19 protein-coding genes and 1 pseudogene are annotated in these 20,315 nt (G+C 64.6%); 13 read left to right on the top strand and 7 right to left on the bottom strand.

All coding sequences use genetic code 11. The annotated features are described in order from the left end of the window. The first annotated feature begins 36 nt into the window (after positions 1-36). From VNK82_13260 to VNK82_13250, 3 genes are all read left to right on the top strand, one after another. A complete protein-coding gene (locus VNK82_13260) occupies positions 37-1,227 on the top strand; it encodes an AAA family ATPase (GenBank protein ID HXE91918.1) in 1,191 nt (396 codons plus the stop codon). Further along, the gene (locus VNK82_13255) at positions 1,217-1,804 is read left to right on the top strand and encodes a DUF4276 family protein (GenBank protein HXE91917.1); all 588 of its coding nucleotides are present in this window, start codon (positions 1,217-1,219) and stop codon (positions 1,802-1,804) included. Before VNK82_13260 ends, VNK82_13255 begins: the two co-directional genes overlap by 11 nt. A gap of 67 nt (positions 1,805-1,871) precedes the next feature. After that, positions 1,872-2,819, top strand: coding sequence for an MBL fold metallo-hydrolase (locus VNK82_13250; protein ID HXE91916.1), 948 nt, complete (start codon positions 1,872-1,874; stop codon positions 2,817-2,819). Positions 2,820-2,930: 111 nt separating this feature from the next. Here the strand turns inward: VNK82_13250 and VNK82_13245 are convergent. From VNK82_13245 to VNK82_13230, 4 genes and pseudogenes are all read right to left on the bottom strand, one after another. Further along, positions 2,931-3,137: pseudogene (locus VNK82_13245) on the bottom strand (DUF433 domain-containing protein). Between the two features lie 85 nt (positions 3,138-3,222). After that, on the bottom strand, positions 3,223-4,698 hold the full coding sequence (gene gatB / locus VNK82_13240) for an Asp-tRNA(Asn)/Glu-tRNA(Gln) amidotransferase subunit GatB (protein HXE91915.1): 1,476 nt from the start codon (positions 4,696-4,698) through the stop codon (positions 3,223-3,225). A gap of 97 nt (positions 4,699-4,795) precedes the next feature. Continuing rightward, on the bottom strand, positions 4,796-6,190 hold the full coding sequence (locus VNK82_13235) for a DUF5666 domain-containing protein (protein ID HXE91914.1): 1,395 nt from the start codon (positions 6,188-6,190) through the stop codon (positions 4,796-4,798). A gap of 126 nt (positions 6,191-6,316) precedes the next feature. Then, positions 6,317-7,003: a hypothetical protein gene (locus VNK82_13230; GenBank protein ID HXE91913.1), complete on the bottom strand. Its 687-nt coding sequence runs from the start codon at positions 7,001-7,003 to the stop codon at positions 6,317-6,319. An 82-nt stretch (positions 7,004-7,085) separates the two neighbouring features. Here VNK82_13230 and VNK82_13225 point away from each other — a divergent pair, with 82 nt between their 5' ends. From VNK82_13225 to VNK82_13185, 9 genes are all read left to right on the top strand, one after another. Further along, positions 7,086-8,396 (top strand): 3-deoxy-D-manno-octulosonic acid transferase, encoded by a 1,311-nt coding sequence (locus VNK82_13225; protein HXE91912.1) that lies wholly within the window; start codon positions 7,086-7,088, stop codon positions 8,394-8,396. Then, the gene (lpxK, locus tag VNK82_13220) at positions 8,393-9,340 is read left to right on the top strand and encodes a tetraacyldisaccharide 4'-kinase (GenBank protein HXE91911.1); all 948 of its coding nucleotides are present in this window, start codon (positions 8,393-8,395) and stop codon (positions 9,338-9,340) included. The genes VNK82_13225 and lpxK overlap by 4 nt, the downstream gene beginning before the upstream one ends. Positions 9,341-9,362: 22 nt before the next feature. Then, a complete protein-coding gene (locus VNK82_13215; GenBank protein ID HXE91910.1) occupies positions 9,363-10,385 on the top strand; it encodes a PfkB family carbohydrate kinase in 1,023 nt (340 codons plus the stop codon). A gap of 22 nt (positions 10,386-10,407) precedes the next feature. Beyond that, a complete protein-coding gene (locus tag VNK82_13210) occupies positions 10,408-10,890 on the top strand; it encodes a DoxX family protein (protein ID HXE91909.1) in 483 nt (160 codons plus the stop codon). Between the two features lie 3 nt (positions 10,891-10,893). Further along, entirely contained in the window at positions 10,894-11,388 is a 495-nt protein-coding gene (locus VNK82_13205; protein ID HXE91908.1) for an adenylyltransferase/cytidyltransferase family protein, read from the top strand. After that, complete coding sequence (locus VNK82_13200) at positions 11,373-12,431, top strand: glycosyltransferase family 9 protein (GenBank protein ID HXE91907.1); 1,059 nt, start codon at positions 11,373-11,375, stop codon at positions 12,429-12,431. Before VNK82_13205 ends, VNK82_13200 begins: the two co-directional genes overlap by 16 nt. After that, complete coding sequence (locus VNK82_13195; protein ID HXE91906.1) at positions 12,424-12,969, top strand: isoprenylcysteine carboxylmethyltransferase family protein; 546 nt, start codon at positions 12,424-12,426, stop codon at positions 12,967-12,969. The genes VNK82_13200 and VNK82_13195 overlap by 8 nt, the downstream gene beginning before the upstream one ends. Before the next feature lie 79 nt (positions 12,970-13,048). Beyond that, positions 13,049-13,840: a DUF3108 domain-containing protein gene (locus tag VNK82_13190; GenBank protein HXE91905.1), complete on the top strand. Its 792-nt coding sequence runs from the start codon at positions 13,049-13,051 to the stop codon at positions 13,838-13,840. Positions 13,841-13,938: 98 nt separating this feature from the next. Beyond that, positions 13,939-15,234: a multiheme c-type cytochrome gene (locus tag VNK82_13185; GenBank protein HXE91904.1), complete on the top strand. Its 1,296-nt coding sequence runs from the start codon at positions 13,939-13,941 to the stop codon at positions 15,232-15,234. Positions 15,235-15,299: 65 nt separating this feature from the next. On the opposite strand, the gene VNK82_13180 is transcribed toward VNK82_13185, so the two are convergent. Then, a complete protein-coding gene (locus tag VNK82_13180) occupies positions 15,300-15,641 on the bottom strand; it encodes a hypothetical protein (GenBank protein HXE91903.1) in 342 nt (113 codons plus the stop codon). A gap of 134 nt (positions 15,642-15,775) precedes the next feature. Between VNK82_13180 and VNK82_13175 the strand changes: the two genes are divergently transcribed. Then, entirely contained in the window at positions 15,776-16,063 is a 288-nt protein-coding gene (locus VNK82_13175) for a DUF2007 domain-containing protein (protein HXE91902.1), read from the top strand. A gap of 163 nt (positions 16,064-16,226) precedes the next feature. Here VNK82_13175 and VNK82_13170 read toward each other — a convergent pair whose 3' ends face one another. Continuing rightward, positions 16,227-18,845: a ComEC/Rec2 family competence protein gene (locus VNK82_13170; protein ID HXE91901.1), complete on the bottom strand. Its 2,619-nt coding sequence runs from the start codon at positions 18,843-18,845 to the stop codon at positions 16,227-16,229. Positions 18,846-18,919: 74 nt separating this feature from the next. After that, positions 18,920-20,239, bottom strand: coding sequence for a 23S rRNA (uracil(1939)-C(5))-methyltransferase RlmD (gene rlmD / locus VNK82_13165; protein HXE91900.1), 1,320 nt, complete (start codon positions 20,237-20,239; stop codon positions 18,920-18,922). Between the last annotated feature and the right edge of the window lie 76 nt (positions 20,240-20,315).

The raw sequence follows: 20,315 nt of genomic DNA, 5'->3' as shown, positions 1-20,315 counted from the left end.
AGCGGGTTTATGTCATAATCAGTCGGAAAAATCCTGATGTCGCGATTGATGATTAAGGCGGTTCACCTCACGAACTTTCGAACGCTTCGGGACTTTCAGGTCAATCTGGGCCTGCGAAACGTCCTAGTCGGTCCTAACATGGCGGGGAAGAGCAATTTGATCGATGTCTTTCGCTTTCTGTCAAACATGCTCACACCCGGACCAGGATTGAGCGGGGTTGCGAACGCCTTCAACTTGAGAAACGGATTCTGGGAGGTGGCTTGGAAAGGAAGTGATGAGTCCACAATATCTATTTCGATAGATGTCGAAGGAGTTGCACATGGTTCAAAGGAACTGGCAATTTGGAGCTACAAACTAACACTCATCGGCGATCCTCGAGGATGGGTGAGAGTTCTAGATGAGAAATTGAATCTCAGAACTTCCGAGAATTCCTACAGCCTTATCGATAAGTCCGGTGGAGACAGAGTCCTTAAGAACATCGACCAGCGCGTCTTGTCGAGTATTGTCCAACCCGAGCGCTCGGCCCTTGAGTTTGAAATCCCGGATTGGGATGGAAATGCCGTTCGCGAGTTTGTCAGATCTTGGCGATTCTACCGCTTGGTACCGCCGCTCATGCGGCAAGCGAATTCAACGGCCGCGACTGAATTCCTTAGTGAATTTGGAGATAACCTCTCCTCATGGCTTTTAAATCTGCAAACGCGGCATGGAGACGCCTTCGCGAGAATCAAAAGCGTCGCGAAGGACGTGTTCCCCGAACTTGAGGATCTCTTTACTTGGCCAACTCAACAACAGACGGTTTTTGTGGCCTCTCGCGAAAAGCACCTGAAGAGGCCCATCTTGGCGTGGCAGATGTCGGAAGGCCAACTCGCGTTCATAGCGCTCTTGTCAATGATTTTGGCTCCAGCAAGCATCGGCGCACCGCTCTACTGTATCGAGGAACCGGAAAACAATCTGCACCCTCGTCTGCTCGAAACGCTGATAGAGCTGCTAAAACAGGTCCAGCAGGAATTGGGGCCCCGGCAGTCGGCGCAAATCATCGTAAGCACCCACTCCCCCCAACTCGTGGATCTATGTGACTTGGATGAGCTCATCGTTGTAGAGCGCCAGCAAGGCATCACAAAGTGTTCCCGACCGAGTGACAAGTCCCACCTCCGCAAGTTGCTCGAAAGACAAGAAGTGGGTCTGGGGAGTTTGTTTTACACGGGAGCACTGAGCAGTGCCGAATAGTTATGGCCTGATTGTGGAAGGCGCTTACGATGCAGCAGTATTTGAAGAACTCATAAGAAGAATCGCCAATCCACAGGTCAGGATTGTTTCCCGGTCTTGCGGTGGTCTCCCCAATCTAAAGAAGCTCTATCCAGCATTGTTGGAAGATCTTGAACATTCACTACAAGGTGGCCCTGTCGCGAAGGCACTGGTTGTGTGTGATGCCGACAATAAGAACCCAATCGAAGTGGAACAGGCGTTACAGCGCAGAATCCAAGGGCGCGTTTTTTCCTTTCCGGATGGCGTGGGCTTTCACGCAGTCCGTCGAGCGATGGAAACACTCCTATTGGCCGATGAGGAGGCCATCAATTCTGTGCGCCGATCACGGAGAGGGGTGGGGAAAGACGCCACCGGTCTTCGAGAAAACCCAGAAGACATATCCGGGCCCAAGCAGCGATTAACAGATATGCTCTCACAGGCGGGACTTCCCTATGATGCCCAAGTATGTGCAGAGATTGCTCGCGCAGCCCGATTGGATGTCATCTCGCGAGTGTGCCCGTATTTCAATGTACTCATCCGGAAGATTCATGACTGCTAGTTTGACGCTTGCTCTACTGTTTACGCTCAGCGTGTGGCTTTAGTCAGCTACCTAGTGAGGTGACGCAATGCGGAAAGCCGTGCCGGTTTTCATTCAAGCACTACTGTGCGTGGTGGCTGGCGCCCAGCAGCCTGACTGGTCGAAGATCGAGATCAGGGCGCAGAAGGTAGCGGGCAACATCTACATGCTTTATGGCGTCGGCGGATTCGCCGGCGGCAACATCGGCGTGAGCGTGGGCGAGGACGGCATCGTGCTCGTGGACGACGAGTTCGAACCCCTGGTGCCCAAGATCCAGGCGGCGCTGGCCGGCATCACAGACAAGCCCGTGCGCTTCGTCCTGAACACTCACTGGCACGGCGACCACACCCACGGCAACAAGGTTTTCGGCAAGACCGCCACCATCCTGGCGCAGGAGAACGTGCGCAAGCGCATGGAGATGGACACACGCTTCGACAACCAGCCCAATACGCCCACTCCAAAACATGCCCTGCCGGTCATCACCTTCAGCGAGCGCGCCACTATTCATCTGAACGGCGAGGACATCCGCGGCATCCACACCCCGCACGCCCACACCGACGGCGATACGGTCGTCTACTTCACCCAGTCGAACGTCATCCACATGGGCGACGACTTCTTCAACAAGGTGTTCCCGTTTATCGACCTGGATAGCGGCGGCTCGGTGCGCGGCTACATCGCTGCTGTGGAGAGCGTGCTGAAGGAAGCTAGGCCCGACACGAAAATCATCCCCGGCCACGGTCCATTGGCAACCGTGGACGACCTCAAAACCTTCCACGCCATGTTGACCGAGAGCCTGAACATCGTCGAAGCCGGCATCAAACAGGGCAAGTCGCTCGACCAGCTCAAGAAGGAAAAAGTCCTGGCGAAATTCGACTCCTGGAGCTGGGAGTTCATCAAGGCCGACAGCTTCATCGAGATGATCTACAAGGACCTCACCAAGAAACCTATGGGCTACCGGCCGCACGGGCATCTGAACGAAAAGACCGGCGGAAAATAGGAACATCAGCCACGGATCAACACGGATGAGCACGGATCAGAAGCTGCATCCGTGAGAATCCGTGCAAATCCGTGGCTGGTTTTCGAGTTTCTTCTGCAGCAGCTCAGAGGATCAGGAAGGCAGCTTGGAAGCTTCACGCCGGACGAGATGCGAGCTTGCGCTCGCGGTCAGCAGCGAACGCCAGGCAGGCTTTGATATCTCCCGCGTCAGGTCGGGAAAATCACGCAGGATATCGCCTTCCGTCATTCCTCCCGCAAGGTAATCGAGCACGTCGGAGACGGTGATGCGCAACCCTCGAATGCACGGTTTCCCCCCCGCGCTTGCCGGGCTCGATCGTGATGTACTTGGTGTAGTCCATTGCCGCGAGCATACGTCTGCGTGTTTCGTAGGTCAAGCAGTGCAGTCAGACCAGTTTCTTCCCCAGCAGCTCGTTCACCAGCGCCGGGTTGGCCTGGCCCTTGGACGCTTTCATCACCTGGCCGACGAAGAAGCTCATCACCGTCTTTTTGCCGGCGCGGTACTGCTCGAGCTGCTTGGGATTTGCCGCCAGCACCTCGTCAATGATCTTCTCGATCGCGGCAACGTCAGTGATCTGCCGCGGCTTTTCCTTTTCGTAGACAGCGGGGAAGTCCTGGCTGCGCTCGAAGCAGAGGTCGTAGAGGTCTTTCAAAATCTTGCCGGAGATGGCGCCGCTCTCGACCAGGTCGGCCGACATGGCCACGCCCCGCATGGAAATGGGCGACTGCTCGATCGAAAGCCCGCGCGCCTTGAGTCTCCCCATCAATTCGCTCTGCACCAGGTTGGCTACACGCTTGGGATTCCTGGCGGCGCGGGCCGCGGCCTCGAACTGCTCGGCCAAGGACCGGGTGACCGTGAGCACCTGCGCGTCGTAGTCGGTGATGCCGTATTCGGCCACCAGCCGGCGGCGCAGCGCGTCCGGCAGCTCCGGCAGCGTCTTGCGGATCTCCTCCTGCCACTTCGAATCGACCACCAACGGCAAGAGATCCGGCTCGGGAAAGTAGCGGTAGTCGTGCGCCTCCTCTTTCGAGCGCATGCCATAGGTCTTGCCTTCGGCGGGGTTATAGAGCCGCGTTTCCTGCGTGATCTGCCCACCGGACTCCAGCACCTCGATGTGGCGCTCGATCTCGTACTCCAGCGCCTGCCGGATGAAGCGGAACGAATTGACGTTCTTCACTTCGGTCTTGGTGCCGAACTGCTTCTCGCCGCGCGGGCGCACACTGACGTTGGCGTCGCAGCGCAGCGAGCCCTCTTCCATGTTGCAGTCGCTGACTCCGGTGTACAGAATGATCTCTTTCAGGCGGGTCAGGTACTCGTAGGCCTCGTCAGGCGAGCTGATATCGGGCTCGCTCACGATCTCGATCAGCGGCACGCCGCTGCGGTTCAGGTCGATAGCGGTGCGCTCCGCCGAATCCGGAAAGCCTTCGTGCAGGCTCTTGCCGGCGTCTTCCTCGAGGTGCAGCCGCGTGATGCCGATGCGCTTGGTCCCGCCGCCGGCCGCTGGAATCTCGATCCCGCCGTGCTCCGCCAGCGGTTTGTCATACTGCGAGATCTGATAGCCCTTGGGCAGGTCGGGATAGAAGTAGTTCTTGCGCGCGAAGATGGAGGTCTCGCGCACGCGGCAGTTCAGCGCCATGGCCGCGCGCACCGCGAACTCCACCGCCTTGCGGTTCAGCACCGGCATGGCCCCCGGCAATCCCAGGCACACCGGGCAAACATTCGTGTTCGGCGGCGCGCCGAACTTCGTCGAGCAGGAACAGAAAATCTTGGTCTCGGTCAGCAACTGGACGTGCACTTCGAGCCCGATCACGGGCTCGTAGCGCGCGCGCGCCTGCACCAGCTTTTCCGCTGAGGTGACCATGGAAGGCTTGATTATAGCGTCCGCTTGGAAAAGCAGACCGCACCGTCAAGACGAAGGCCGCGCCTCAGCGCGGCCTCAGTCACTACACAAGCCGGAACTACGGAGCGGCGATGCGGCTGGTCACCATGTGGTAGCCCACGCCGTCGAAGAACAACAGGCCGCGGGTACGCACGATGTCGCCGTTGGCGATAGTAGTGATGCCCTTGAGCCGCGTTCCCGGCTGACGGATCACCTGCACGGTGGTCTGCCCCGTGAGCAATGCGAACACTGAGTCCGCCGGCACGGTGAGCGTGAAAGTAGACTGGCCGCCGGCAGTAGCCAGGCCTGACACCGTGCCGCGCAGGGTTTGTTCCTTCAACTTCACCTTGTCAGCCAGCAGGTTGTCGGTGGCGGGCGTGTCGGTATCCACTTCGACCTTCTGGCCGGGCGAGAGCACGTTGGCACTGAAGAAGGCAACGAACGGCAGGTTGCTGAGGTCCACGTGGTCGTCATCGATCCGGAATTGCGTGTTGGCGTCGATGTTGACCGTGATCGTAGCGCCGAGCGCAGGCGTGGTCGTGCCGGAGGCAGCCCCCTCCTGCACCACCATGTGGAAGCCGGTCGGGGGCAGGCCGATCAAATCCGTCACCACGCCTTCCACCTCGAGGGCGTCGTTGTCATTCTCTATCTCCGCTTCCACCTTCTTCGCCAGCAAGGAGCCGTCGGTCTGGGTGAGCGCGTCCACCTCGACGATCAGGCCGGTGGTGAGTGAGGACACACCCGTGAGCGGCGCCTCGAACTCGGTACTGCTGTTGGTGGTGAAGGTCAGGTTCTGTGCGGTTTGCGGCACGGAAATCGTGAACGAGCTTCCTGAAGTGCCGGTGACCACGCCGGTGATGTCCTCGATCTCTCCGGTCTCCTCTTCCTGCTCATTCTGTGCCGCTATCGCCGACAGCGAGCCGGTGAAGGTGGGTGTTACGGTTGCGTTGGGCGGAGCAATGGCCACCGAGGCGGCCAGGTTGAAGTCAAAGTTCAGCGCCATGGGAGCCGTACTGAAACTGATGGCCGGACTGAAGTTGACGGTCGCGCTCGTCGAAGAAAGTGAGGCGTTCAATTCCACCGGCAAGCCGGTGCCGGAGTCGATGATTTTCACCTCGGGATTGGAAACACTGATGGTCGCCGACGAATAGCTGCCCTCAGGGATGTTGCGGATGGTGAGCGGTTCGACCGTCCCGTTCAGGTGCGTCAGCTCGATCCGCGTGGGCGTGGAAAGCACCGTGACGGCCGCGCCGCCACCGGATGGGGTCAGGGTCACCGAAGTGATGGTGATCTCGAAGGCTACGATGCTGTCCACCGGCGCATCGCCAAAATTCACCAAAACCGAACTGGTTCCCGACTGAGGTGGAGGCGGGGTAGGTGTGACACTGGAATTGCCTCCGCCACCGCAACCGGACAACAACGAAACCAGCGCCAGAAAGAGAAGGGCGAAAGTGAGAAAGCGAAGTGCTCGCATAAGATCCTCCGGTAGAGGGCGCAGAAGGGCCTGCGGCTAGTTTGTACTTATGATGCGCACGGACGGCAGCGAAGTCTTCGGTTGTCACACAGGTGTGTGACGAAACGGTGCGGCGCTTTCGCGCTGCTACTGCGCCTTCGCTGCTCCCGGCTGGTAGCTCAGGTACTTCTCCATCGGAATCTCGAAAAAAAACAGCTCTTCGCCCTTTTCGTTGCGCAGCCCGCTGACATAGAGGCGCGCGCCCGCCAGCGGATTGGGAATGCCCTCCACATCGAAGAACAGGAAGCCGGCGCGCGTCGAGCGCGGCTCCACCGCCTTGGCCAGAAAGTTGAGCCGCTCGACCTCCTCCACGGCTTCCGGCTTCACGTTGGCGGGGACCTTGCGGCGCGGCAGGGGAATGGGAAGCGGGTTGCGGCTGGGCTCATCGCCCCGGCGCTTCTGCTGCGCCAGGCGGCGGTAGATGTCGTTAGGCGTCGCCGGGGTCAGCTTCACCCGTCTTACGGTGATCAGCTCCACTTTCATCTCCGCCAGCGACACGATGCCGTCGCTGTCGTTCGACAGGATGAAGTGCACCGGCAGGAATCCTTCCTTGCGGTAGTCCACCACGAACACGCGGGCCTTGTCCGGCAGGTCGTAGGGATCGGCCGCAATGGCCAGCTTCTCCTGCTCGTGCGCGTCGCAGGCCGGATACGTCTTGGCGTGATAGGCCTTGGGCGTGACCGGCGCCTCCTCGCTGGCCGCAGGCGCCATCATCAACAGCGCAAGGAGAACCGAGGCGCCCAGGCGCGGGGTCATCTTCAAGATCCGGACCATGACCTGATTATCTGCACTCTCGCGCGGCCCGACAACCGGCATCGTGTCTGGGATGAGCGGGCGGCTAGAATGGTTGGCCTCCATGTACCTGCTCTACAGCATGGCTCTGGCCGTGGCGCTGCTGGTAGCCGCCCCCTGGTGGCTGCTGGGCATGCTGCGCCACGGCAAGTATCGCGCCGGGCTCGCCGAACGGCTGGGACGTGTTCCCGCGCGCATCAGCCGGGGCCGGGGCGCGATCTGGGTGCACGCCGTCTCGGTGGGCGAAGTGCTCGCCGTCAGCCAGTTGATCGAGGCGCTCCGGCAGCGCTACCCCGAACGCCGCCTCGTCATCTCTACGACCACGATGACCGCCCAGAAACTGGCCCGCGAGCGCTTCGGCGCAGAGAACGTCTTCTATTTCCCGTTGGACTTCGCCTTCGCCATCCGGCCGTGGCTTCAGGCACTGGAGCCGGAACTCATCGTGATGGCGGAAACTGAGTTCTGGCCCAACTTCCTGCGCTTGGCTCGAGAAGGCGGCGCGCGCATTGCGGTGGTGAATGCGCGCATTTCCAATCGCTCGTTCGCCGGCTATCGGCGCTGGCGCAGACTCCTGCGTGATGTCCTGACCTTCATCGACGTTTTCTTGGCGCAGAGTGAAGAGGACGCGCGACGGCTGGTGGAAATCGGCGCGCCAGGCGCGCGCGTGCACGTCAGCGGCAATCTGAAGTTCGACGCCAAGTCTGTGCCTTCTTCGCCCGCTGTCGCCCTGCTGCGGCGTGCCCTGGAAAGAGGCGGGCCGGTCATCGTCTGCGGCAGCACCGTCGAAGGCGAAGAAGAGTTGCTCCTGGAAGCCTTCTCCAGCGTGCGCCAGCAGCACGCCCAGGCGGTGATGATCCTGGCGCCTCGCCATCCCGAGCGGTTCGTTCCCGTGGCGCAGATGGTGGCGACTTCCGGCCCGCCCTGGAAGCGTCGCTCCGAACTCGCCGTCGACGAAGCCATCTCCTGCGGCATCGTCCTGCTGGACACTCTGGGCGAACTGGCCGCCGTCTACGCCCTGGCCGATCTCGCTTTCGTGGGCGGCAGCCTGGCGCCGCGCGGCGGACACAACATTCTGGAGCCGGCGCAGCATGGCGTGCCCGTCATCGTGGGACCGCACACCGAGAACTTCCGCGACATCGTGACCCTCTTCAGACAAGCGGATGCCGTGCGCATCGTCGCGCCCGCGGAACTCACCGGCACGCTGCTTTCGCTCCTGGGCAACGATGCCGAACGCCAGGCGCTGGGACGCCGCGCCGCCGAAGTGGTGCGTGCGCATGCCGGAGCCACCGAGCGCACGCTGGAGGCGCTGGCCGCCCTGCTGCCCGCGACAGCCGACACCCGCGAACCGGCTCCCGCCGGAAGGCCCACGACGTGAGCGCGTTCTCTTCGCTGTTCGGCGCCGTGGTCCGCGGCCGCAATGCGCTTTACGACCGCGGCTTCATTCCGCAGCGCAGACTGCAGGGGCCAGTGGTCAGCGTCGGTAACCTGTCTGTCGGCGGCGCTGGCAAGACGCCGTTTCTCATCCTGCTGGGCGAGTTGCTGGCTGCTCGTGGTATCGCCTTTGACGTCCTCTCACGCGGCTATGGCCGCCGTTCGAAGGGCGTACGCGAGGTCGATCCCGGCGGCCTGCCGGAGGAATTCGGCGATGAGCCGCTGCTGATCGCGCGCCGCCTGAAGTGCCCCGTCTTCGTCGGCGAAGACCGCTGGGCAGCCGGCCGCGCCGCCGAAGAAAAGTTCGGACCGCAGCTCCACCTGCTCGACGACGGCTTCCAGCACCGTGCCCTGGCCCGCGACTTCGACATCGTGCTGGTCATTCCCGAGGACGCCCGCGACCGCCTGCTGCCGGCCGGCCGTCTGCGCGAGCCGCTGGCCGCGCTGCGCCGCGCCGATGTTGTTGTGCTCGCCGGTGGGGCTGACCCCGAAGCCTTTCCGCTTGAAGGCAAACTGGTATGGCGCGCGCGCCGTGGCATCCTGCCGCGCGACGTTCCGCTGCACCCCGTGGTGTTCTGCGGCATCGCTCGTCCGCAGTCTTTCTTCCTGCAACTTCGCAAGGCCGGCATCGAGCCCGCCGCCGAAGCCGTGTTCCGCGACCATCACCTCTACCGCGAGCGCGACATCCACGACCTGCGCTCGTTGGCCGCTGAGAACCGCGCCGGCGGCTTCGTCACCACGGAAAAGGATGCCGTCAACCTGGGCGGATACCTCTCTGCGCTCGCGCCCCTGGCGGTCATTCCCGTGCGCATGGAGCTGGAGAACGCGTCCGCGGCACTCGACGCCATGCTCGCCCGGATTGCCCAGCGCCGCCCGCGCCCGGCATGAGAGAATCAGGCGACCCAGCGGTATGACTCGCAACTCCAGGCCGGCGGAGGGCAAGGCGCGCCTGGCGCGCTTCGTCGAAGCCTTCCCGCGCCTCACCATCACCGTCCTTGGCGACCTGGTGGCCGATGAGTTCATCTACGGCGAGATCGCGCGCGTCTCGCGCGAGGCCCCGGTCCTAATCCTGCGTCACCGCGAGCGCACCGTGGTGCCGGGCAGCGCAGGAAATGCCATCTACAATCTTGCCGACCTCGGCGTCGAAGTGCTGCCGGTAGGCGTGGTAGGCGACGACGAGCCCGGGCGCCTGCTTTTGCAGCGCTTCCGTCAGAAGCGCATCCCGTTGAACGGCATCCTCAAGCTCAAGGGCTACACCACCGTCACCAAGACCCGCATCCTCGCCGGCATGACGCATTCTCAGCGGCAACAGGTGGTGCGTGTGGACCGCGAACCCGAAGCAGACCTGGAGGGCTACGACAAGCGCGAGCTGGTGATGGCCGCGCGCAAGTACGCGCGCGCCTCCGACGCCTTGCTGGTTTCCGACTACGGCTACGGCGCGGCCACCCCGCAGATGCTCGAAGCCGTCCGCGCCAGCGGCCGGCTCAACGGCATCCCGGTCACGCTCGACTCGCGCTTCCGCATGCTGGAGTATTCCGGCGTGACCGCCGCCACGCCCAACGAACCCGAGGTCGAAGAAGCGCTGCATGTGCGCATCGGGGACGATACCGCGCGTCTGCACGCCGCGGGCCGCACCGTGCTCAAGCACATGAAGCTGGAGTCCCTCGTCATCACCCGCGGCAGGGACGGCATGGTGGCCTTCGCGCGCGGCGAGCGCCCCGTGCACATCCCGGTGTTCGGCTCCGACCAGGTCACCGACGTCACTGGCGCCGGCGATACTGTCATTGCGACCTTTACGGCCGCGCTGGCCGCAGGCGCAGACACCGAGTCCGCCGCCCGCCTGGCCAACTACGCCGGAGGCATCGTGGTGATGAAGCGCGGCACCGCCACTGTCTCCCGCCAGGAACTGCTGGACGCCATTCAGCGCTCATGAGCTTCCGGATCGGAGCGCGCGCATGATCGTGGTTCTCGTCTTGCTGGGCGCGCTCCTCGCCTGCCGGGCGATTGGCGCCTTGGGCGTCCAATATCTCGATTCCTGGATCGCCTCCACACGCTCGGGGCTCGCCCTCATGTTCCTGTTCACGGCCTCGGCGCATTTCACGACGATGAAGGAAGACCTCGTGCGCATGGTGCCGCCGGCCTTCCCCTGCCCGCGACAGATCGTTTTCATTTCCGGCATTCTGGAGATTCTGGGAGCCATCGGCTTGCTGCCGCCCTCGACCCGGCCCTGGGCGGGGCTCGGCCTGGTCTTGCTGATGATCGCCATGTTCCCGGCCAACGTCTACGCCGCGCGCCGCGGTCTGACTTTGCGTGGGAAGTCCGCGACTCCGCTGGCGCTCCGCCTCCCCATGCAGATTCTTTTCATCACGCTGACTTGGTGGTCGAGCAGCGCTTGCCGCCTCGCGAGCGCCCTCGAACCGCTGTGCATCACAGGATGACGAATGCAGCCCGCAACTGATTCCGGCGCCGGCAAGATTCACGATCGCGCCTCGCTCCGCCGCCGCGTGGAGGAATGGCGTCGTGCCGGCGAAACCGTCATCCTCACCAACGGCTGCTTCGACGTGTTGCACGTCGGTCACATTCGCTACCTGCGTGGGGCCAAGGCCCTCGGTGGCCGCGTGGTGGTCGCCATCAACTCGGATGCCGGCGTGCGCACGCTCAAAGGTGAGGGCCGCCCGCGCATGCCTGCCGCCGAACGCGCCGAACTGGTGGCGGCGCTCGCCGATGTGGACGCCGTGATCGTCTTCGACGAGCCCGACGTCCGCGCCTTGGTGCGCGAGATCCGCCCCGACGTGCACGCCAAGGGCACCGACTACACGGCCGAATCCGTGCCCGAGCGCGATGTCGTCCTCGAATGCGGCGGACGCGTCGAGATCGTTGGCGACCCCAAGGACCACTCCACCTCCGAACTCCTTCGCCGATGGAACGCATCCTGATCGTGCGCCTGGGGGCGATGGGCGACGTCATCCACGGACTGCCCGCCGCCGCCGCCCTGCGACGCGCCTTCCCCGCCGCCACCATCGGATGGGTGGTCGAGCCGCGCTGGCAGGAACTGCTGTGCGCCGCCGGAACGCCGCGCATCGGCCCGCGCAGCCCATCGCGGCCTCTCGTCGATGCCCTGCATGTGCTCGACACGCGCGCGCTGCGCAAGACTCCGGCGTCTCCGTCAACCTGGAAGGCTGCGCGCACCGAGCTGTCCGAAGTGCGCGCCGCCCGCTACGAAATCGCGCTCGACCTGCAAGGTCTGATGAAGTCGGCGCTGGTCGCGAAGCTTAGCGGCGCCCGCCGCCGGATCGGATTCGCGCAACCCAAAGAGCGCGCCGCCGCGGTCTTCTACACGCGCAGCCTGGAAGCACGGGGAACACACGTCGTCGAGCGCTACCTTTCGCTGGTCGCGACGCTCACCGGCGGCACGCTCGGCTCCCCACCGCCTGCCGAACTGCCCCGCGATCCCGAATCGCAAACCTGGTGCGAGGGCCTGTTGAATATCCGGGGCATTTCCGGCTTCGCCCTGCTGAACCCGGGTGCCGGCTGGGGCGCCAAGCTTTGGCCCGCCGAGCGATACGGCGAAGTGGCTCGTGCGCTCGCCCAAGCCGGATTGTACTCGCTGGTGAACGCCGGTCCGGGCGAGGAAGAATTGGCCCAGAAAGTGGTGACCGCCAGTCGCGGCACGGCTCAGATCGTGAGTCCGGCTCTCGGGCAATTGATCGCGCTCACTCGCCGTGCGCGTCTCTTCGTCGGCGGCGATAGCGGACCGTTGCATCTCGCAGCCGCGCTGGGCGTGCCGGTAGTGGCGCTCTTCGGTCCGACTGACCCCGCCCGCAACGGTCCGTTCGGCACGCGCAGCGAGGTGTTGCGCAGCGCAGCGAGCCGTACCTCATACGCACATGTGTCGCGTGCCGACCAGGGATTGCTTGCCATTTCGAGCGCAGAAGTCATCGCCGCCTCACGTCGCCTGCTGGAGAGTCCCGGTGCCTGACTGGAACGCCACCGCCCGCCGCATCCGCGTTCCTCTGGGCTTCGCCTTCACCGTGCTGTATCTGTGGCTCGCTCAGCCCACGTGGCCGTCGATTCTCCTCGGCGGCCTGGTCGCCGTTCCCGGACTCTGGCTGCGCGCCTGGGCCTCCGGCCACGTCACCAAGGCCACCGAGATCACCACCACCGGCCCCTACGCCTACACCCGCAACCCGCTCTATCTGGGCTCGCTCATCCTCGCTGTCGGATTCGGAATGGCAGCGCGCAGTCTATGGCTGGCCGTCGCTCTGGTGGCGATGCTCCTCGCCATCTACCTACCGGTCATCCGCTGGGAGGAAGCCTACCTGCGCCGGAACTTCCCGGAGTTCGACGGCTACGCAAAGCGTGTGCCCCGCCTGCTGCCGCGCCTCCATTCCGGCGCCGGATCACCGGAGCGTTTTTCCTGGGAACGCTACCGCCGCCACCGCGAGTACAATGCCCTCTTGGGCACGCTGGCCATGCTGGCTGCGCTCGCCATCAAGCGGCAGTGGTTCATTCACTGAGGGATTCCTGAAGAGAGCGTTGAGGCCGGCCTTCCATCCTCTTGCTTGCTGCACGGCGCTCAGTTTCTGCCTGGCGGTCATGACGCCTGATTCCGGCCGGTCTGCGCTCCTGCTGCAGGAAGCGACTGCGCCCGAAGCTTCAGCGGTACAAGCTCCGGCGGAAAGCGACACGCTGCCCCGCATCCGCGCGCCGCAGCCGGGTTACGCCTTCCCCGACGGCCGCACCTGGATCTACAGCGTCGAATGGCGCATCTTCCCGGCAGGCGTGGCGACGCTGCGCACCGACGCCGCCGGCCACGAGCGCCGCGTCACCGCTTCCGTCGACAGCATCGGCGCAGCCGCGCTCCTCTACCGCGTGCACGATCGCTTCGAATCCTTTTTCGATCCCGCTACGTTCTGTTCGCACCACATCGCCAAGCGCACCGAGGAAGGGGCTCGGCGCCTGGAGACCTCCATCCGCTTTGATTCCGCGCGCCGCAAGGCTGTCTTGGAAGAGCAGAACCTGCGCGCCGGTGGAAGCAGGTTCGCCGAGCACGACATCCCCGGCTGCGTCACCGACGTGCTCTCGGCCCTCTATTATTTACGCACGCTGCCGCTCGAACCCGGCGCCGTATTCATGTTCCCGCTGAACGATGGCGGCCGCACCGTGGACGTCACCGCGCGCGTCGAAGCCCGCGAAGAGGTCCGTACCGCCGCCGGAACGTTCTCTACCGTGCGCGTTCGCCCGGAAGCGCCCGAAGGCGCCGTGCGCCGGCGCGGCCAGATCTGGATCTGGTACTCCGACGACGAGCAGCGCATCCCGGTGCAGATGCGCGCCCGCCTCTTCTTCGGCACGTTGACCTTCCGTCTGGAGCGGATTGAAAAGCGTTAGGCCGCGCTATTTCGCTGCAGACGCCTCCCTTCGCGCCGCGATACAATGCATCCGCTTTCCGGAAGGCGTGGACCAGCATTCTCTCGAAGGAGACGCCCATGCGTACCGTGCTCGTTGTCCTCCTCCTGCTTGTTCTCGCCTGCGGTTCCATGCCGGCGCAAACCGCCAAGCTCCAGGTCTCATCCGAAGGGCAGGCCTGTCTTGACTGCCACAGCACTACGACGCCGGGCATCGTCGAGCAGTGGTTGGGCAGCGCGCACGCCGGCAAGAACGTGGATTGCTACGGCTGTCACCGCGCCGCCGAGAAGGACCCGGCCACCTTCGACCACTACGGCCAGCGCATCGCTGTGATCGTGACGCCGTACTACTGCGCGCGCTGCCATCAGGGTGAGGTGGACCAGTTCCAGAGGAGCCGCCACGCGCAAGGCGCGCAGTTCATCGGCTCGCTCGACAACGTGCTGGGAGAGATCGTCGAGGGCGGTCCGGCGGCCATCAACGGATGCCGTCAGTGTCACGGCAGCGAAGTGAAGTACCTGGGTGAGGGCAAGTTCGATTACGCCACCTGGCCCAACAGCGGCATCGGCCGCATCAATCCGGACGGCAGCAAGGGCACTTGCGCCGCCTGCCATGGCCGCCACGCTTTCAGCTCCGCTCAGGCCCGCCAGCCGGAAAACTGCGGCAAGTGCCACATGGGTCCCGATCACCCGCAGATCGAGATCTACAACGAGTCCAAGCACGGCATCCAGTTCCGTGCCAACATCGGCAAGATGAACCTGGAGTCGAAATCCTGGGTGGTCGGCAAGGACTACTCCGCGGCGCCCACCTGTGCCACCTGCCACATGAGCGCCACTGCCAACCAGCCCATCACGCACGACGTCGGCGACCGCATCAGCTTCACCCTGCGCCCGGTGGTGACCATCAAGCTGGAAAACTGGGAGCAGCGCCGCGCCGCCATGCAGGACGTCTGCTCCAACTGCCACGCCACCGGCTGGGTGGAAAACTTCTACAAGCAGTACGAAGGGACCATCGACCTCTACAACGAGAAGTTCGCCAAGCCGGCCAGGTCCATCATGGACAAGCTCTACGCCGCCGGCAAGCTCACCAAGACGCCCTTCGACGAGCATCTCGAGTGGACCTACTACGAACTCTGGCATCACCAGGGCCGGCGCGCCCGCATGGGCACCGCCATGATGGGTCCCGACTACACCCAGTGGCACGGCTTCTACGAAGTGGCCAAGAACTTCTACACCGAGTTCATCCCGGAAGCCGAACACCTCCTGCCGGGCGTTACCGCCGAGGTGATGCAGTCCGACTACCACAAGTGGAAGAAAGGATTGACGCCGGAAGAGATCCGGCAGCAGATCGAGTTCTACAAGAAACGCTACGGACAATAGCGGCTGTCTGGCTGTCTGCGGAATGCCGGGCTCGGTCGGATTCGTATCAGGGCAAGCGAAGGACGCTACTGCAGCCGGAAGCGCTCCTGCATCACCCTTTGCAGGCGCGGGCGGTAGATAAGGTCGAAGGCCAGTTCCTTGCCGGGAAACAGCGCCAGGGCGGCGCGGCGCGCGTTGGCCACCAGCTCCGAAGCCTCCTCTACGGTAAGGCCCGGATCCTGCGCCAGCACCGACGTTACCATGGAGATCATGATCTGCAGGCGGCGCAAGCGTCGTCGTTCGTCTTCGATCTCTTCCGCGGTCTGGAGGGAGGAGGATTCGCTTTCCGGCTCACGGCGTTCTTCCTGCATCATCGCTCTCGACCCTCCCAGCGGGCGCTGCTTGCCGCGGCGGCGCGAATGCGCCACACTGGTGCTGCGCGGCGGGTACGCTCCTGAACCATTCGATGCGCGGCGCGGCCGGCTTGATGCGTCCGCCACGCTCTCGACGCATCATACACCCGCGCGCAAGCCGGCTTCGGCCACCGCGTGAAGGAGGCGCCATGTCCGTTCATCCCGACCCCAACGAAAAACTCGAAAGCGTGTTCGACACCGCCGACGAGACCGAAGCCATGGTCGTCCAGGGCGTGCTCGAGGCCGCAGGCATCGAGTCGCTGGTCACTTCACCGGACGCGCCGCAGGAGGTCATGCCCGGACTGGGAGGCGTCACCATCATGGTGCGCGCCGACCAGGCCGAGGAAGCTCGCCGCGTCATCGAAGAGTACCGCGCCTCCGGCGAAGCAAGCGAAGAAGACATCGGCGAAGAGCCGCCGCAAGCCGCCAGCGCTTGACGGCTCATTCACCGCCGAGACTGCAGAGAACACGGAAAACTTTCTGCCGTCATCCTGAGCAAGGGAGGGCTCCCGCGCGTTTCCGGGGTCCCCGCAGGCTTCGCTTGCGGGGCGGGCGCGGGAAACCCGAAGCGAAGGACCTTGGGGTTGCCCTTACGCCGTGTTATCTCCTATCCCCTTCGGGCGTGACCATTCGCCCGTCCAGATAGAACGTCACCGCCCCATGCATGTCTGTGCGATAGGTCCGAACTCCGCGCGATGCCAGCCGCTCCAGCACCTCTGGCTTGGGATGTCCGAACGGACTGCGAAAACCCACCGAGATGGCGGCGTAATGCGGCTGCACGGCCGCCAGCAGCTCGGGTGTGGTCGAAGTGGCGCTGCCGTGATGCGCTACTTTCAGCAGGTCGGCGCGTGGCAGGTGCTCAACCAGATGGCGCTCGATCCGGCGCTCCGCGTCGCCGGGAAGCAGTACGGCGGTTTCGCCGAATCTGAGGTAAAGCGCGAGTGAATCATTGTTGCGCGGGCGCTCCCCGGCCTTCCACCCAAACGGCGGCGCCATCACCTCGATCTCGGTTCCGCCAAAGGTGAATCGTTCGCCTTCGCGACGTTCGACCATCCGCACGCCGAGCGATCGCGCGCGCGCCTGCAGCCGCTCGAGCGCAGCAATCGGCGGATTCGGTCCCAGCCACAGCTCGCGCGGACGGAAGTTCGCCAGCACGCTGGCCAGTCCTCCGATATGGTCAGCGTGCGCGTGCGTGAGCGCTACTGCGTCCAGCCGCGCGAGTCCGCGACGCCACAGATACGGCGAAACTACGTCCTCCCCGAAATCGAAGTCAGAGTTCTCGCCGCCCAGCGAGCCTCCCGCATCGACGAGCAGCGTCCTGCCCTCCGGCGTGACCACCAGGATGGCGTCGCCCTGGCCCACGTCGAGCAGCGTCACCTCTAGTGCGCCGTGCCGGATCTGCGGTTCAGGCGGCACCACGACCAGCGCCAGCGCCGAAGCCGCCAGCGCCGTCAAACCTGCGGCTGCGACCACGGCTCGCCGGCGCACCGCCAGCATCGCCAGCGCGAACGATGCCGCCGCCAACAGCATCATCTCCGGCTCCGGCGTCGGCAGGCGTACCTCCGTGCCGCGTGCCGCACCCATCCACGCCACCACGCCGGTGATCCCTTTGAGCGCCCAGTCCGCCGTCATGGCGGGCAGCCTCGCCAGCGGCAGCCACACGTAGGAAAGCGCCATCGCTGCGATCGCCGCCGGCATCAGCACGCCGGTCAGCGGGACGATCACCGCGTTCGCCGGCAGCGCCACCAGCACCGCGCGATGGAAGTAGATGGCCATGGGCAGCGCCAGCGCCACCTGCATCACCGCCGCCAGCAGCAGCACGTCGAACAGGCCGAGCGCCATGCGCCCGCCGAGCACCAGCGTCCAGCGCGCCAATCGCTCGCCCGCGAACCGTGCCAGCCGTGAGGCCAGCAGGCGCAGGTCGAGCCGGAACTGCGCCAGTCGCGGCGCAAGCCGAGCGTCGTACTCCGTCGAGTCCAGTTGCGCCAGCGCGCGCCGGTACGGCAGCGAGGTCCGCTCTACCACGGGCAGCGCGATTCCCGCGATGGCCAGCACGGCCAGGAAAGTAAGCTGGAAGCTGGGATCGAACAGCGATTGCGGATCGGCTACCAGCAACACCAGTGCCGCAGCGCCCACCGCGTTCAGCGGCGCGCGTTCGCGATACAGCCAGCGTGCTCCCAGGTACACGGCCAGCATCAGCGTGGCCCGCAGCACCGGAGGTCCGGCATCGGTGAGGTAGGCATAGGCGCTCACCACCAGCAGCGTGATCACCGACGTTGCAAGCTCGGAAGCGCGCAGCCGCCGCATCGTCCAGAACACCAGCCACGCCAGGATTCCCAGGTTCAGCCCGGAGACCACCAGGATGTGATACGTGCCGGTGCGCTGAAAGTCGAGCCGCAGATCGCGGCCCAGTTCGGTGCGCTCGCCCACCAGCATCGCTGCCATGAGTGACGCTTCTCGCTCCGGCCACAATGCGTGCATGCGCTGGTTCAGGCTGCGGCGCGCCCGGCTCCGCCATGCTTCCCAACGAGAGCCGGCGAATCCGGGCAGCAGTTCGATACGGTCGGCGCGCACCGACCCCAGTAGCACAATGCCTTCGCGCGCCAGGTAGCCTCGGTAGTCGAAGTTGCCGGGATTGCCGAAGTTGCGCGGCAGGCGCAGCCGCGCCGGAAAGCGAATGCGCTCACCGTACTCCAGGGACGGCAGTGCGGCGCTGTCTTCTTCGCCATCCTCATCGTCGCCGCGCCGGCGCGGTTCGTACAGGGTCAGGCGAACGCCCAGCCTCACCTCTTCGGCGGCGCCTTCGGATTCGATGCGCTCCGTCTCCACCTCCAGCCGCTGGCGCGCTCCGCCCCAGGCGCTTTCGCGCGGCGCAAAGCTGCGTGTCACCCGCGCGGTCACCAGTGATTCGCGGCCGTCGGTCCAGCCCTCCAGACGGGCGCGATCCGGGCGCGGGTTCTTTCCCTCCAGTCGTAGCGCTCCCAGCGCGGCCAGCGCCGTCAACGCCAGCGCTCGTGCCGCGCGCGGACGGCTCCGCGCGCACCACGCCGCCGAAGCAAGCAGCACAACCGTCGCCGTCAGCCACCACAGCGGAGGACGCCACGTGTAGGTCGCGAACAGCGCTCCGCTGGAAAAGGCCAGCGCAGCCGCCAGCATGGGATGTCGCGCGACAGTCGTGGAACGCGGTTGCGCCGTGGGCTGCACGCCTGCTTCGTCCACTCCTTGAGGCTGTCTCACAACCGAGCCGGATGGCTTCTCGACTTCCTACTGCACCCTGGGATCGGAACCGGGAACTACAGGCCCTTGACGAAGACCAACTGCACGACGCTTTCGATGTGGAACGTCTGCGGGAAGAGGTCGAGCACGCTGACTTCCTCCACGCGGTAACCGGATTCTAGCAGCAGGCGCAGGTCCCGCGAGAGCGTCGCCGGATCGCAGGAGACATACGTCAGCCGCGGCGCAGCCAGCTCGCCCAGTGCGCGCGCGACCTTTTCTCCCAATCCGGCGCGCGGCGGATCCGCGATGATGAAATCCGGCCGGGCCGTAGCACGCTCCAAAAACTCCGCCGCCGTCGTTTCCCGCCACTTCACGTTCGCGGGAGCATTGTGCCGCAGGTCGCGGCAGGCTGCCGTCGAAGATTCGACCGCTACGACGCGCTCGAACTGTGCTGCCAACGGCGCCGTGAACAAACCGACCCCCGCGTAGAGATCGAACGCCAATGCTCCTCTCCGGTCCTTCAACGCGGTCTCGACCAATGTGCCGGCAAGGAAACGATTGGTCTGAAAAAACGACCCGGCGCCCACGTGGTACTCCCTGCCGCGCACGGTGCAGGCAAGGGCGGCGGCGCCGAACACCGCGCTCGGCGGCGCATCGGACGCTTCCCAGGGATCGGCGGAGACCGGTCGCGCGGGAGCCACTACCACGCCCACCACGCTGGGCAGCGCGCTGCGCATGGCTTCGGCCAGCGATCCGTCGGCTTCTGCCGGGGTCTCGATGCGCGCATCGGCCAGCAGCGTGACCAGCATGCGTGCGTCGTCGGTATCGGCGAAGAACTCGATTTCACGGATGCCCTCGCGGACACGTCCGGCGCGGCCCAGCTCCCACATCACTCCGATCCCGCGCTGCACCAGCGGCGAGCTGATGGGGCATTTCTCCACCGGCTCGAGTTCCGAGGAGCCGAAGCGGTTGTAGCCCAGCGCGAACTCGGGCGCGGTGCGCACCCGCAGCCGCGTCCGGTTGCGGTACTCCCAGGGTGGCGAGGCGTGAGCACGGATCTCAGCGCTCCACTCCAGCTTCGCCGTGCGACGCAGCGTTTCCCGCAGGATCTCGACTTTGGCCGCAAGTTGCGCTTCGTAGCCCAGGTGCTGGTAGTGGCACCCTCCGCAGCGCGTGAAGTACGGGCAGGCCGGCGTGATGCGTTCGGGCGCCGGTGCGACGATCTCTCGGGCCCGCGCCCGCGCGAATCCGGGCTTGTCTTCCACCAGCTCGGCTTCCACCTGCTCGCCCGGCGCGACAAAAGGGAGAAAGGCGGCTTTGCCGCGGCCGTGCTCGTCGGCCGGCAGGCGGGCCAGGCCATCGCCGCCGTAAATCAGCTTTTCCACCGTGAGGCGCATCGAGGTCTCTGAGTGTATAGGGATGCATCTCCCGCCCGCGAGGCCTGTTTCGGTGCTCTGTTGACATCCTGCCTTG

This window comes from Terriglobales bacterium (genome assembly GCA_035573675.1).
In the GTDB taxonomy this organism is placed as follows: Bacteria; Acidobacteriota; Terriglobia; order Terriglobales; family Acidobacteriaceae; genus DATMAB01.
The sequence above is the reverse complement of the archived record's forward strand: the minus strand, read 5'-3'. Positions and strand labels throughout refer to the sequence as shown.